Origin of the sequence: Streptomyces sp. NPDC005863, from assembly GCF_042871345.1 — a bacterium.
Classification (GTDB): Bacteria; Actinomycetota; Actinomycetes; order Streptomycetales; family Streptomycetaceae; genus Streptomyces.
Map to the genome: position 1 here is coordinate 654,088 of NZ_JBIAII010000003.1, position 12,478 is coordinate 666,565.

At 70.6% G+C, this 12,478-nt stretch carries 16 protein-coding genes; 8 read left to right on the forward strand and 8 right to left on the reverse strand.

All coding sequences use genetic code 11. The annotated features are described in order from the left end of the window. Window positions 1–13 precede the first annotated feature (13 nt). On the forward strand, window positions 14–364 hold the full coding sequence (locus ACFYO9_RS15230; protein WP_358773294.1) for a hypothetical protein: 351 nt from the start codon (window positions 14–16) through the stop codon (window positions 362–364). A gap of 121 nt (window positions 365–485) precedes the next feature. Here the strand turns inward: ACFYO9_RS15230 and ACFYO9_RS15235 are convergent, their stop codons facing one another. Beyond that, window positions 486–692, reverse strand: coding sequence for a hypothetical protein (locus tag ACFYO9_RS15235; protein WP_355808531.1), 207 nt, complete (start codon window positions 690–692; stop codon window positions 486–488). A gap of 101 nt (window positions 693–793) precedes the next feature. Then, entirely contained in the window at window positions 794–2,176 is a 1,383-nt protein-coding gene (locus tag ACFYO9_RS15240; protein WP_355808530.1) for a glycine--tRNA ligase, read from the reverse strand. Window positions 2,177–2,362: 186 nt separating this feature from the next. Between ACFYO9_RS15240 and ACFYO9_RS15245 the strand changes: the two genes are divergently transcribed. The 4 genes from ACFYO9_RS15245 (at window position 2,363) to ACFYO9_RS15260 (ending at window position 5,517) form a co-directional block, all read left to right on the forward strand. Beyond that, window positions 2,363–3,319, forward strand: coding sequence for a metal ABC transporter substrate-binding protein (locus ACFYO9_RS15245; protein WP_358773296.1), 957 nt, complete (start codon window positions 2,363–2,365; stop codon window positions 3,317–3,319). Window positions 3,320–3,351: 32 nt separating this feature from the next. Then, window positions 3,352–4,140 (forward strand): metal ABC transporter ATP-binding protein, encoded by a 789-nt coding sequence (locus ACFYO9_RS15250; RefSeq protein ID WP_355808524.1) that lies wholly within the window; start codon window positions 3,352–3,354, stop codon window positions 4,138–4,140. A gap of 13 nt (window positions 4,141–4,153) precedes the next feature. Then, on the forward strand, window positions 4,154–5,044 hold the full coding sequence (locus tag ACFYO9_RS15255) for a metal ABC transporter permease (RefSeq protein ID WP_358705106.1): 891 nt from the start codon (window positions 4,154–4,156) through the stop codon (window positions 5,042–5,044). Window positions 5,045–5,115: 71 nt separating this feature from the next. Further along, on the forward strand, window positions 5,116–5,517 hold the full coding sequence (locus ACFYO9_RS15260; protein WP_355808519.1) for a transcriptional repressor: 402 nt from the start codon (window positions 5,116–5,118) through the stop codon (window positions 5,515–5,517). Between the two features lie 60 nt (window positions 5,518–5,577). On the opposite strand, the gene ACFYO9_RS15265 is transcribed toward ACFYO9_RS15260, so the two are convergent. The 4 genes from ACFYO9_RS15265 to ACFYO9_RS15280 all read right to left on the reverse strand — a co-directional run bounded on the left by ACFYO9_RS15265 (window position 5,578) and on the right by ACFYO9_RS15280 (window position 7,715). Beyond that, a complete protein-coding gene (locus tag ACFYO9_RS15265) occupies window positions 5,578–6,399 on the reverse strand; it encodes an isoprenyl transferase (RefSeq protein ID WP_355808516.1) in 822 nt (273 codons plus the stop codon). 25 nt (window positions 6,400–6,424) lie between these two features. Next, the gene (gene recO, locus ACFYO9_RS15270; protein WP_355808514.1) at window positions 6,425–7,177 is read right to left on the reverse strand and encodes a DNA repair protein RecO; all 753 of its coding nucleotides are present in this window, start codon (window positions 7,175–7,177) and stop codon (window positions 6,425–6,427) included. A 92-nt stretch (window positions 7,178–7,269) separates the two neighbouring features. Continuing rightward, window positions 7,270–7,545 (reverse strand): hypothetical protein, encoded by a 276-nt coding sequence (locus tag ACFYO9_RS15275; RefSeq protein WP_388666304.1) that lies wholly within the window; start codon window positions 7,543–7,545, stop codon window positions 7,270–7,272. Next, window positions 7,488–7,715 carry a hypothetical protein gene (locus tag ACFYO9_RS15280; RefSeq protein WP_388666307.1) on the reverse strand — a complete coding sequence of 76 codons (228 nt, stop codon included), beginning with the start codon at window positions 7,713–7,715 and terminating at the stop codon, window positions 7,488–7,490. Before ACFYO9_RS15280 ends, ACFYO9_RS15275 begins: the two co-directional genes overlap by 58 nt. 115 nt (window positions 7,716–7,830) lie before the next feature. Here ACFYO9_RS15280 and ACFYO9_RS15285 point away from each other — a divergent pair, with 115 nt between their 5' ends. Both ACFYO9_RS15285 and ACFYO9_RS15290 read left to right on the forward strand, forming a co-directional pair. After that, window positions 7,831–8,664 carry a helix-turn-helix transcriptional regulator gene (locus ACFYO9_RS15285; protein ID WP_358773298.1) on the forward strand — a complete coding sequence of 278 codons (834 nt, stop codon included), beginning with the start codon at window positions 7,831–7,833 and terminating at the stop codon, window positions 8,662–8,664. Beyond that, window positions 8,646–8,927 (forward strand): DUF397 domain-containing protein, encoded by a 282-nt coding sequence (locus ACFYO9_RS15290; RefSeq protein ID WP_358773300.1) that lies wholly within the window; start codon window positions 8,646–8,648, stop codon window positions 8,925–8,927. The genes ACFYO9_RS15285 and ACFYO9_RS15290 overlap by 19 nt, the downstream gene beginning before the upstream one ends. A 72-nt stretch (window positions 8,928–8,999) precedes the next feature. Here ACFYO9_RS15290 and ACFYO9_RS15295 read toward each other — a convergent pair whose 3' ends face one another. After that, window positions 9,000–10,472 carry a membrane-associated oxidoreductase gene (locus ACFYO9_RS15295; protein WP_358773301.1) on the reverse strand — a complete coding sequence of 491 codons (1,473 nt, stop codon included), beginning with the start codon at window positions 10,470–10,472 and terminating at the stop codon, window positions 9,000–9,002. A 120-nt stretch (window positions 10,473–10,592) separates the two neighbouring features. On the opposite strand from ACFYO9_RS15295, the gene ACFYO9_RS15300 reads away from it, so the two are divergent. Beyond that, window positions 10,593–11,270, forward strand: coding sequence for an AIM24 family protein (locus ACFYO9_RS15300; RefSeq protein ID WP_388666310.1), 678 nt, complete (start codon window positions 10,593–10,595; stop codon window positions 11,268–11,270). Window positions 11,271–11,411: 141 nt separating this feature from the next. Here the strand turns inward: ACFYO9_RS15300 and ACFYO9_RS15305 are convergent, their stop codons facing one another. Beyond that, the gene (locus ACFYO9_RS15305; RefSeq protein WP_358778861.1) at window positions 11,412–12,266 is read right to left on the reverse strand and encodes an oxidoreductase; all 855 of its coding nucleotides are present in this window, start codon (window positions 12,264–12,266) and stop codon (window positions 11,412–11,414) included. Window positions 12,267–12,478: the final 212 nt, after the last annotated feature.

Below are 12,478 nucleotides of genomic sequence, written 5' to 3' on the forward strand. Positions count from 1 at the left end.
ATAGAGTGATCCGATGCCGCTCGTCGAGATCACCTACGCGCCCCAGGTCCCCGAGGCCACCCTCCGCGAACTCGGTTCCGCACTCCCCCACTTGGTGTCCCTCGCGGTGGAGTGCCCCGAGGAGCCGTACGACGGTGATCTCCGGCCCGGCGACGTGGAGCTGCGGTTCCGGGAGCTCGGGCCGTGGGACCGCAGCGGTCTGGACTTCGTCGTCGAGGTGCGGTCGAAGTGGTCCGAGAGCAGGTCCCGCGACCGGCAGGAGCGGGTGGACCAACTGCACGACGCCATCCGCCTCGCCACCGGCTGCGACGACTTCGGCGTCTACCTCTCCCTCCCCGTGGCCGCCTGGTCCCAGGGCGACTGACGGGCCCGCGCGACGATCCACCGGCCAAACCCCAGGCGGCGGACGCGGACCGCGCCGTCCGGCTCCGCAGCGCCGCGTGGCTGGTCGCGGCGGACCGCCCGGCCCACCCGCGGCAGGCGGCTCAGGACCCCGACGGGTCCACCGTCGCCTGATGTTCCTCCGCCAGGTGTTCCTCCGCCTTGAGCCACGGCAGGAACTGCGCCTTCCTGCGCCAGCCGCACGTCGCGCAGCTCAACTGCCGCTGCCCGCCCGCCTTCTGCACCTGGACGACGTGTTCGCGCCCGTGCTGGTCCCAGCGTCTGACCCTGCTCGTGGTCGTTGGAGGCATGCGCCTCAGTGTGCACAGAAGCCCCCGGTTCCATAACCCGGAACCGGGGGCTTCCTGCCGTCACTCAGGGACCGTACGAGGCATACAGGGACGTACGAGCGTCAGCAGCCCACGAGGCGCGTGGCGAGGTAGCCCTCGATCTGGTCGAGGGAGACCCGCTCCTGCTTCATCGTGTCGCGCTCGCGCACCGTCACGGCGTTGTCGTCGAGGGTGTCGAAGTCGACGGTCACGCAGTACGGCGTGCCGATCTCGTCCTGGCGGCGGTAGCGGCGGCCGATGGCGCCCGCGTCGTCGAACTCGATGTTCCAGTTCTGCCGCAGGGCGGTCGCCAGGCCCTTGGCCTTCGGGGACAGCTCCGGGTTGCGGGAGAGCGGCAGGACCGCGACCTTCACCGGGGCGATGCGGTGGTCGAAGCGCATGACCGTGCGCTTCTCCAGCTTGCCCTTGGCGTTGGGCGCCTCGTCCTCGATGTAGGAGTCGAGGAGGAAGGCGAGCATCGTGCGGCCGACACCGGCCGCGGGCTCGATGACGTACGGAGTCCAGCGCTCGCCGGCCTCTTGGTCGAAGTACGACAGGTCCTGGCCGGACGCCTTGGAGTGCGCGGTCAGGTCGTAGTCGGTGCGGTTGGCGACGCCTTCCAGCTCGCCCCACTCGCTGCCGCCGAACTGGAAGCGGTACTCGATGTCAGCGGTGCGCTTGGAGTAGTGGGAGAGCTTCTCCTTCGGGTGCTCGTACCACCGCATGTTCTCCTCGCGCAGGCCCAGGCCGGTGTACCAGTTCCAGCGCTGCTCCATCCAGTACTCCTGCCACTTCTCGTCCTCGCCCGGCTTGACGAAGAACTCCATCTCCATCTGCTCGAACTCGCGGGTGCGGAAGATGAAGTTGCCGGGCGTGATCTCGTTGCGGAAGGACTTGCCCATCTGCGCGATGCCGAAGGGCGGCTTGCGGCGCGAGGTCTGCTGGACCTGGCCGAAGTTGGTGAAGATGCCCTGGGCGGTCTCGGGGCGCAGGTAGGCGACGGAGCCGCTGTCCTGGGTCGGGCCGAGGTGCGTGGCGAGCATGCCGGAGAACTGCTTGGGCTCGGTGAACTGGCCCTTGGTACCGCAGTTGGGGCAGTTCACGTCGGCCAGGCCGTTGGCCGGCGGGCGGTTGTGCTTGGCCTCGTAGGCCTCTTCCAGGTGGTCGGCGCGGTGGCGCTTGTGGCAGGAGAGGCACTCGGTAAGGGGGTCGGAGAAGGTCGCGACGTGGCCGGAGGCCTGCCAGACCTCGCTCGCCAGGATGACCGACGAGTCGATGCCGACGACGTCCTCACGCGAGGTGACCATGTAGCGCCACCACTGGCGCTTCAGGTTCTCCTTCAGCTCGACGCCGAGCGGACCGTAGTCCCAGGCGGCACGCTGTCCGCCGTAGATCTCACTGCAGGGGAAAACAAAGCCACGGCGCTTGCTCAGGCTGACGATGGTGTCGATCTTGTCGGCGGCCACGGTGCTCTCTTCATGACGACGGCGGGCGAAGCGGTTACTGCCAAAGCAGTGGCTTCGGGAGCGAATGCTTCAGGTTACCGGCGGCCTCACCCCCCTAATCAAATCGGTTCCGCCGCAGCACGGGGGCGGAGCCCGGCCCGGGGGCCTTGTTGACAATCGTTTCCACATTTGTTGAAAATGAGTGTCATGAACGTACGACGCCTCATACCCGCCGCCGCCCTCGCCTCCGCCACGGTCCTCGGCCTCACCGCACTGACGGCCTGCTCCACCTCTTCCGCGGCCGGCAAGGACGGCAGGCTGGACGTCGTGGCGTCGTTCTACCCCATGCAGTACCTGGCGGAGCAGATCGGCGGGAAGCACGTCTCCGTCACCAATCTCACCGAGCCCGGCCAGGAGCCGCACGACCTCGACGTCTCCGCCCGCCAGCGCGGTGAACTGGAGGAGTCCGACGTCGCCCTCTACCTCAAGGGCCTGCAGCCCGCCGTGGACGACGCGATCGAACAGTCCGGCATCGAGACCAAGGTCGACGCCGCCTCCCTGACCAGCACCGAGAAGCACGGCAACGAGGTCGGCGGGCACGCCGAGGAGCACGACGAGCACGGCCACGACCACGACCACGAGGGCGCCGACCCGCACATCTGGCTCGACCCGGTGAAGTACACCGAGGTCGCCGAGGGCGTCGGCAAGGCCCTGGAGAAGGCCGACCCGGACAACGCGGCCGCGTACAAGAAGAACACCGCGCACCTCGTGAAGCGGCTCGGCGGCCTGAACACGTCGTTCGAAGACGGCCTGAAGGACACCAAGTCCAAGGTCTTCATCACCACGCACGCCGCCTTCGGCTACCTCGCCGAGCGGTACGGCCTCACCGAGGAGGCCATCAGCGGCCTCGACCCCGAGGGTGAGCCCAGCGCCAAGCGCGTCAGGGAGCTGCAGAAGATGGCGAAGGCCGACGGGGTCACCACGGTCTTCTACGAGACGCTCGTGAGCGACAAGACGGCCAAGACCCTCGCCAAGGACACCGGCCTGAAGACCGACGTGCTCGACCCCCTGGAGGGCATCACCGACGACTCCAAGGGCACCGACTACATCCAGGTCATGGAGTCCAACCTCAAGGCCCTGCAGAAGGCCCTGGGCACCAAGTGACCCACTCCCCCGCGGCTACGGAGGCATCCGCCATGAGCAAGTCAGCCGGTCCCGGCGAGGGCGAAGCCGTCATATCCCTGCGCAAGGTGACGGCCGAGCTCGGCTCGCGCCCCGTCCTGCGCGGCATCGACCTCAGCGTGCGGCGCGGCGAGGTCGTCGCCCTGCTCGGCGCCAACGGTTCGGGCAAGTCCACCGCCGTCCGCACCGTCATAGGGCAGGTCCCGGTGACCGGCGGCGAGGTCGAGATCTTCGGCACCCCGCGCCGCCGCTTCCGCGACTGGGCCCGCGTCGGGTACGTGCCGCAGCGCACCACCGCCGCCGGTGGCGTGCCCGCCACGATCAGCGAGGTCGTCGCCTCCGGGCGGCTCTCGCGGGCCCGCTTCGGCGTGCTGCGCAAGGCCGACCGTGCGGCGGTCGCCCGCGCCATCGAGCTCGTCGGCCTCGCCGACCGCGCCAAGGACTCCGTCAACGCCCTCTCCGGCGGCCAGCACCAGCGCGTCCTCATCGCCCGCGCGCTGGCCTCCGAACCGGAGCTGCTGATCATGGACGAGCCGATGGCCGGCGTCGACCTGGCCAGCCAGGAGGTCCTCGCGGCCACCCTGCGCCAACAGGTCGCCCAGGGCGCCTCCGTCCTGCTCGTCCTGCACGAACTGGGCCCCCTGGAGCCGCTGATCGACCGCGCCGTGGTGCTCCGCGACGGCTGCGTCCTGCACGACGGGCCGCCGCCGCGCGCCGTCGGCCAGCACGCCCTGCCCGGCCACGACCACGTCCACCCGCACACCGCCGACGCGGAGCCGGTCCGTACCGGCCTGCTCACCTGAGGACGCAAGAGCCATGGAACTCCTCGACTACGCCTTCATGCAGCGGGCGCTGCTCGCCGCCGTCCTCGTCGGCATCACCGCGCCCGCCGTCGGCATCTACCTCGTCCAGCGCCGCCAGGCCCTGATGGGCGACGGCATCGGGCACGTCGCGATGACCGGCGTCGGCCTCGGCTTCCTGCTCTCCACCTCGCCGGTGTGGATGGCCACGGCGGTCGCCATCGTCGGCGCCGTCGTGATGGAGCTGATCCGCTGGTACGGCAAGACGCGCGGTGACATCGCGCTGGCGATGCTGTTCTACGGCGGCATGGCGGGCGGCGTCATGTTCATCAACCTGGCCCCCGGCGGCTCGAACGCCAACCTCCAGTCGTACCTCTTCGGCTCGCTGTCGACGGTCTCCGAGGAGGACGTCTCCGCGATCTGTCTGCTCGCCGCCTTTGTGGTCCTGGTCACGGTCGGGCTGCGCCGCCAGCTCTTCGCGGTCAGCCAGGACGAGGAGTTCGCGCGCGTGACGGGCCTGCCGGTGCGGGCCCTCAACCTGCTCACCGCGGTGACCGCCGCGGTCACCGTCACCGTCGCCATGCGGGTCGTCGGTCTGCTCCTGGTCTCCGCGCTGATGGTGGTGCCGGTGGCGGCCGCCCAGCAGCTCACCCGGAGCTTCGCGGTGACCTTCGTGGTCGCGGTGGCGATCGGCGTCGCGGTGACGCTCGGCGGCACCGTCACCTCGTACTACCAGGACGTGCCGCCCGGCGCGACCATCGTGCTGCTCACCATCGGCGTCTTCGTCGTCCTCACGGTCCTCGCCACGCCGCTGGCCAGGCGCAGGGCACGGGCCGTGGCCGCCGCGGAGGCGGCCGGCGATCCCGCGGAGTGCACGGTCCCGGCCCAACCGGTGGCCAGGACCTGACCCGCGTTGGGGCCGACCTGGCACAATGGCCCGGCAGGCCCAGACCAGAGCGCAGACGCGAGGAGGCAACCGTGGGAGCCCCGGTTCGAGGCAGGTCGACCCGCCAGCGTGCGGCGGTGGCCGCGGCGCTCGACGACGTGGAGGAGTTCCGCAGTGCCCAGGAGCTGCACGACATGCTCAAGCACAAGGGCGACTCGGTCGGTCTGACCACGGTCTACCGCACCCTTCAGTCCCTCGCCGACGCCGGCGAGGTCGACGCGCTGCGCACCAGCGAGGGCGAGACGGTCTACCGCCGCTGCTCGACCGGCGATCACCACCACCATCTGGTCTGCCGCGTCTGCGGCAAGGCCGTCGAGGTCGAGGGCCCCGCGGTCGAGAAGTGGGCCGAGGCGATCGCCGCCGAGCACGGCTTCGTGAACGTGGCGCACACGGTGGAGATCTTCGGCACGTGCCAGGAGTGCGCGAGCAAGTAACGGGACGTACGTGAGAGGGCCCGCACCGTCGGACGGACGGTGCGGGCCCTCTCCCGTTCGCTAACTGTTCGCGATCTGCTCCTCGTTGGGGATCGCGCCGCCGAAGCGGCGGTCGCGCCCGGCGTATTCGAGGCAGGCACGCCACAGGTCGCGCCGGTCGAAGTCCGGCCACAGGACGTCCTGGAAGACCATCTCGGCGTAGGCGCTCTGCCAGAGCAGGTAGTTGGACGTGCGCTGCTCGCCGCTCGGGCGCAGGAAGAGGTCGACGTCCGGCATGTCCGGGTAGTACAGGTACTTCGCGAAGGTCTTCTCGTTGATCTTCGACGGGTTGAGCCGGCCCGCCTTCACGTCCTCCGCGATGGCCAGCGCGGCGTCGGCGATCTCGGCGCGGCCGCCGTAGTTCATGCAGAAGTACAGGGTCAGCTTGTCGTTGTCCTTGGTCTGCTCCTGGGAGATCTCCAGCTCCCGGGCGACCGACTTCCACAGCTTGGGCATCCGGCCCACCCAGCGCACCCGCACGCCCAGCTCGTCCAGCTGGTCGCGGGTCTTGCGGATGAAGTCGCGGTTGAAGTTCATGAGGAACTTCACCTCGTCCGGCGAGCGCTTCCAGTTCTCCGTGGAGAAGGCGTACAGCGAGATCGCCCCGACGCCCATCTCGATGCTGCCCTGCAGCACGTCCAGGACGCGCTCGGCGCCGACCTTGTGCCCCTCGGTGCGGGGCAGGCCGCGCTCCTTCGCCCAGCGTCCGTTGCCGTCCATGACGATCGCCACGTGCTGCGGGACGAGCTCACCGGGGATCTTCGGCGGCCGCGCGCCCGAGGGGTGGGGCTCGGGAGGCGTGTACTCACGGCGGGACCGTCCGAGGATTCCGCGTCGTGCCATGGGGGGCTCTCTCCTACCTAGCTGTTCACGTACTTTTCTCTACGTACCGCAGTGAGCGCAGTCCGCGCTCCAGGTGCCAGTGCAGATAGGCGGAGACGAGCCCGCTGCCCTCCCTGGCGTGCCGCGCCTCGCAGGCGTCCGCCGTCTCCCAGTCGCCGGTGAGCAGCGCCCCGAGCAGCGTGAGCGTCTCCGCCGACGGCACGACGCTGCCGGGCACCCGGCAGTCGACGCAAATCGAGCCGCCCGCCGCGACCGAGAAGAAGCGGTTCGGGCCCGGCATTCCGCACTTGGCGCAGTCGTTGAACGTCGGGGCGTAGCCGTTGACGGCCAGCGAGCGGAGCAGGAAGGCGTCGAGCACCAGGTGCGGCTCGTGCTCGCCGCGGGCCAGCACCCGCAGTGCGCCCACGAGCAGCAGATACTGCTGCACCGCGGGCTCGCCCTCGTGGTCGGTGAACCGCTCGGCGGTCTCCAGCATGGCCGTCCCGGCCGTGTAGCGCGCATAATCGGTGACGATCCCGCCACCGTACGGAGCGATCGTCTCGCTCTGCGTGCAGAGCGGCAGGCCCCGCCCGATCAGCTCGCTCCCCCGCGCGAAGAACTGCACGTCCACGTGGGAGAACGGCTCCAGCCGCGCCCCGAACTTGGACTTGGTCCGCCGCACCCCGCGGGCCACCGCGCGTACGCGGCCGTGACCGCGCGTGAGCAACGTGATGATCCGGTCCGCCTCACCCAGCTTCTGGGTGCGCAGCACGATGCCGTCGTCGCGGAACAGACTCATGGACCCATTCTCGCGTACGCCGACGGGTCCCCGGGCCCGGGTGGGCCCTTTCCCCCCTTACGGGCCCCCTCCCCCTTACGGGCCCCCTCCCCCTACGGGACCTCGCCCCGGCTCCTGGCGTTCGCGTACGCCGTCGCCGCGCGCAGCCGCTCCTCGGTGGTCGCCGAGCGGACGGCCTCCGGGGTGCAGTCCCACTCCCGGCCGCCCCCGTAGGGGCGCAGCTGGACGTACGGCCCCTCGTGGCCCATGACCCGGCCGACGCGGCCGCTGCGGGTGTCGACGACGTACGAGCCGACGGGGAGGTGGAGGTTCACGGCGCCGCCCTCCGCAGGGCGGCGGCCAGCCGGGCCGCCGTGTCGGCGGAACATCCGCCCAATTCGATGCGCGGACAGGGCGTCTCGCGGGCGAGAGTCGCCGGGTCGATCCCCAACGAGGGCAGCGCAATTCCCGCCTCGGTGAGTGCGGCGCGCAATTCCTTCACGGTTTCCTCCGCATGTTCGATACATGCCTCTGCGTGATGTTTTCCATCCACCTTCACGTGGCTCCCCTTCGCCTTCGGATTTCACTCTTCTCGCACCTACGGTGACGCACGCCACCTACACTCGGCAGGAGTCTGTCCCCTACAACTGCGGGGCTGCGGAAGGCGGTTGGCCATGGCCAATGGTTCACGGCAAGCGGCGTGGGAGTTCTTCGGTGCGGAGCTGAAACGGAGACGGGAGGACGCGGGCCTCAGCCAGTCGGCGCTGGGTACGCGGGTCTTTGTCTCCGGCGGATACATCGGCCAGTTCGAACAGGCAATTCGTAAACCGCAGTTGGACGTGGCGGAACGGATCGACGAGGTCCTGCAAACCGACGGTATTTTCGAGCGGATGTGCCGAAAGCTGATCGACGACCGCCGCTATGCGGATTACTTCGCGGCGGTGGTGGAGCTTGAGGCGCTGGCGACGAAGATCTGCGAGTTCGCGCCGACGCTGGTCCCGGGCCTGTTGCAGACGTCCGCGTACGCGCGAGCGGTGACGCTGGCGGCCAATCCGTTCGTCGCGGACGCGTACGTGGACGAGATCGTCGCGGCGCGGCTGGAGCGGGCGGGGATCCTCAAGGATGCGGCGCGGCCCGAGTATTGGGTGGTGCTGCACGAGAACGTGTTGTACATCCCGGTGGGCGGGCCCGAGGCAATGGCCGAGCAGTTGGACCACGTTGCGCGGCTGATGCGGGAGCGGCAAGTGTTGCTCTCGGTCCTGCCGTACGCGGCGGGCGCGCACGCCACGATGGGCGGGATGCTTACGCTCATGGGCTTCGAGGACGCGCCGCCTACCGCCTATACAGAGACTTCGTTTTCGGGAACGCTTGTCGACGAACCAGTGGTGGTGGCGCGGGCACAGCGCGCTTACGATCTGCTGGGGGGCGCCGCGCTGTCGCCGGAGGTGTCCCTCACCCTGGTCGAATCGGCGGCTGAGGACTACAGACGATGCACGAGTACGACCTGAGCAACGCTCGCTGGCGCAAGAGCAGTTACAGCAACGGCGAAGGCGGCAGCTGCGTCGAGGTGGCGTACGACTTCATCGGCGCCGCCCGCTGGCGCAAGAGCAGCTACAGCAACGGCGAGGGCGGCGACTGCGTCGAGGTCGCCGACGGAGTCCCCGGTGTGATCCCCGTGCGGGACAGCAAGAACGGTGACCGGGGCCCCACCCTGGTCCTCGGCGCCGCCGCCTGGCAAGCGTTCGTGACGTACGCGAAGGGCCGACGCTGACGCAGGCTCCCCAGGGGCGCGGGGAACTGCGCGACCAGCCCCCACGAACCCGCACCCGACCCGCCCCCTCACCTACTGGCGGCTGATCGCCCTCGTGACGCCCGCCGCGATCGTCGTCGCGAGCGTCCACCCCAGCACCACCAGCGCGTACCCGAACCACTGATACGCCCCCTGCGAGGCGTACGCCTTCTCCTGGCCGAAGTCGACGATCGGCAACAGCAGGTCCAATGTGTAGAACAGGGGGTTGAACTCCGGTGACTCCCCGGGTTTCAGCGCCGCAGGCTCCCGCACCGCGTAGGTGACGGCCCCCACCAGCAACAGCGACAGCAGCCAGACCGCCGCCCGCGTGGGCCGGAACCCGTAGCCGACGGTCACGTCCTGAAGGTGGCCCCAGGCGCGGGCGTACCACGCCAGGGTCGCGCGGTGCCGGCGCTGTTTGGCGAGCTGCACGGTCCGCGCGGCCGCGTCGTCGCCGACCCGGCGGTAGGCAGAGGTGAGCTGCTCGTACGCGTACGGAACGTAGCCGTCACCGTCCCGCTCCAGAGCCTGGAGCCGTCGGGCGGGCGGCTCGTGCGGATTGAGCGTGCCGTACGTCAGCCCGCTGAGGAGGACCTCGTCCGGCCAGGTCTCCGGTGCGATGTGCAGCAGGTCGAGCTGCGTGCGCCGCAGGTTGACCGCGCCCTCGACGGGAGCCGCGCCACGGAACCACAGCTCGCCCGCAGCCAGGCTGCTGGCGTGCAGCGCCACGCCGCCCGGGTGGGACAGCCGGGCGTAGGCGAAGTTGAGCTGCCCGGGAATGCGGGCGCCCCGCAGGCTGACGCGCCCGTGGGACCTGAGCCGCATGGCGTGCAGGTCGCTGCCGCAGCTGAGGGTGGCGGCGTACAGCGCCGTGCCGCCGGGATTACTGAGCACCGCGTCGTCGAACGTGACGCTGCCGGCGATGACCGCGCCCGCCATCCGGACCTGGCCGTGGGCGCGGAACCCCCCGCCCGCCTGGAAGTCGTCGTCTATCGTCACGCGATTGAGCGCGAGCACCGGCTCCGCGTACGTCACGCCCTCCTCCCCCACGTGCGCCCCGTCGAAGAAGACCGCCCCGGAGATCCGCGCCCCGCCGAGCCGGACGGGCCCCCGCACCCGGCAGCCGGTCATCCGCAGCGAGCCGTCGACGCGGAGCGCGGTGGCGTGCAGGCCCGGCAGCACGGACCGGCCGAGGTACAACTGGCGCAGTTGCGCCCCGTAGAGGTCGGGAACCTCGTCGAAGTAGCAGGCCCACAGGTGGATCGGGCCCGCGACCTCCGCGTAATGGAGGTTGAGGAGGCCGGTGATCCGCGCGCCGGTGACGCGGAGGACCGGGACCTCGCCGTCCTGCCGGGGCCCGCTGAGCAGCAGCCACCGCAGGACCTCGCCGCGGACGCTCCGCTCGGGCCCCCAGCCCGCGCCGGGCTCCGCGGATTCCCCGTCGCGCTCGCAGAAGTCGACGGTCCGCCCGAGCGGAAACGCCTCCCACACCCGCCGTTCGGCGGCGGTCAGTTCGGTGATCTCCACCGGTGGGACTCTAGGCGAACCCGGGCGGCCGCACCCGGGATGCGCCCAGGAAGGAGAGGATCCGCATGCCGCGGTGGGATCGCGCTTCCGCGATCACCCCGGGTGGCCCAAAATACGGGCATGAAGAGTGACCTGTTCTCCAGCGACCACATGGCCCAGCCGGCCCACGCGCCCGGCATGACCCTCCAGAACGCGAAGTCCGTCAAGTACGCGGTGAACGGCGAGATGTTCGCCCGGCAGGGCGCGATGATCGCCTACCGGGGCAATCTGCAGTTCGAGCGCAAGGGCCAGGGCGTGGGCGGCATGCTCAAGCGCGCCATGACCGGCGAGGGGCTGCCGCTGATGGCCGTGCGCGGCCAGGGCGAGGCGTGGTTCGCGCACGAGGCGCAGAACTGCTTCATCGTCGACGTCGAGCCGGGCGACGTCCTGACCGTCAACGGCCGCAACGTCCTCTGTTTCGACGCCACCCTCTCGTACGAGATCAAGACCGTGAAGGGCGCCGGGGTGACCGGCGGCGGGCTGTTCAACAGCGTCTTCACCGGGTCCGGCGGGCTCGGTCTGATCTGTGAGGGCAGCCCGCTGGTGATCCCCGTGTCGGCGCAGCAGCCGGTGTTCGTGGACACCGACGCGGTGGTCGGCTGGACCGCCGACCTGCACACGTCGCTGCACCGCTCGCAGTCCATCGGCTCGATGATCCGCGGCGGTTCGGGCGAGGCGGTGCAGCTGAAGCTGGAGGGCGAGGGGTACGTCATCGTGCGGCCGAGCGAGGCGACGCCGCAGAAACCGCAGCAGCACTGAGGGCGGGGCGTCGGCCGGTCGCCGTCGGGGGCCTGCTCGCCGCCGTCGGGGCCGGGCGGCGGCCGGCCCCGACGGCGGGGGGTCTCAGGCGGACGACCGGGCGGCGGGGGGGCTCAGGCGGACGACCGGGCGGCGGGGGGCTCAGGCGGAGGACCGAGCGACGTCGTCGAAGTCGGTGGACGCCGACACCTCGGCCCACGCCCGCATCTCGCGCTCGAAGTCCTCGCGTCCGGCCCGGACGAGCCGCAGCGCGTCGTTGCCCAACAGCAGTCGCTTGGGCGGCTGTTCGGCCGCCACCATGCGCAGCACCGCGTCCGCCGCCTTGTCCGGGTCGCCCGGCTGGGTCCCGCCGCCGTGGATGCGGCGGTGGCGCAGCGGCTCGAACAGCTCGTCGTAGTCGGCGATCGAGCGGGGCGCGCGGATCATCGAGCGGCCGGACCAGTCGGTGCGGAAGCTGCCCGGCTCGACGGCGGTGACGTGGATGCCGAAGCCGGCGACCTCCTTGCCGAGCGTCTCCAGGATGCCCTCCACCGCGAACTTGCTGCCGTGGTAGAAGCTGAGGCCCGGCATGGTGATCAGGCCGCCCATCGAGGTGACGGCGATGATGTGGCCCGCGCGGCGCTCGCGCAGGTGCGGCAGCACGGCCTTGATCACCGCCACGGTGCCGTAGACGTTCACCTCGAACTGGCGGCGCAGGTCGTCCATCGACGACTCCTCGAAGAGGCCGTCGTGGCCGTACCCGGCGTTGGCGACGATCACGTCGAGCGGGCCCAGGTCGCGCTCGGCCTCGTCGACGACCTTGTCCACCGCGTCGTGGTCGGTCACGTCCAGGATGCGGGCGTGCGCGTCGCCGGTGAGCGCCTCGAAGGAGCGGGCGTCGTCGGGGGTGCGCACGGTGCCCACCACCCGGTGGCCCTCGGCGAGCGCCGCGCGGCCGAGTGCGCGGCCGAGGCCGGTGCTGACGCCGGTGATCAGGAAGGTCTTGGAGTCCGACACGGGAGTTCCCTTCGTACGGTGCGGAACGGAGGACGTACGTCCGGGGCGGTCGGCCCCGGCGTCCTCGACACGGTCAACTTCACCACCGGAAAAGGCCGTTGACGGTGTTCCCGGGGGCCCGTCCCGTCCCGGGGACGGGCGGACCGGAGGTCTGCCGGACCGGGGGTCTGCCGGTCCCCCTTTCGCGGGCCCCTTCACCGATCCCGGCCCGT

Coding starts and splice junctions, on each gene's coding strand:
- ACFYO9_RS15235 (WP_355808531.1), bottom strand. CDS start 692: ATGCCTCCAACGACCACGAGCAGGGTCAGACGCTGGGACCAGCACGGG.
- ACFYO9_RS15245 (WP_358773296.1), top strand. CDS start 2,363: ATGAACGTACGACGCCTCATACCCGCCGCCGCCCTCGCCTCCGCCACG.
- ACFYO9_RS15255 (WP_358705106.1), top strand. CDS start 4,154: ATGGAACTCCTCGACTACGCCTTCATGCAGCGGGCGCTGCTCGCCGCC.
- ACFYO9_RS15230 (WP_358773294.1), top strand. CDS start 14: ATGCCGCTCGTCGAGATCACCTACGCGCCCCAGGTCCCCGAGGCCACC.
- ACFYO9_RS15290 (WP_358773300.1), top strand. CDS start 8,646: ATGCACGAGTACGACCTGAGCAACGCTCGCTGGCGCAAGAGCAGTTAC.
- ACFYO9_RS15275 (WP_388666304.1), bottom strand. CDS start 7,545: ATGTTCCGCCGACACGGCGGCCCGGCTGGCCGCCGCCCTGCGGAGGGC.
- ACFYO9_RS15300 (WP_388666310.1), top strand. CDS start 10,593: ATGAAGAGTGACCTGTTCTCCAGCGACCACATGGCCCAGCCGGCCCAC.
- ACFYO9_RS15285 (WP_358773298.1), top strand. CDS start 7,831: ATGGCCAATGGTTCACGGCAAGCGGCGTGGGAGTTCTTCGGTGCGGAG.
- ACFYO9_RS15250 (WP_355808524.1), top strand. CDS start 3,352: ATGAGCAAGTCAGCCGGTCCCGGCGAGGGCGAAGCCGTCATATCCCTG.
- recO (WP_355808514.1), bottom strand. CDS start 7,177: ATGAGTCTGTTCCGCGACGACGGCATCGTGCTGCGCACCCAGAAGCTG.
- ACFYO9_RS15265 (WP_355808516.1), bottom strand. CDS start 6,399: ATGGCACGACGCGGAATCCTCGGACGGTCCCGCCGTGAGTACACGCCT.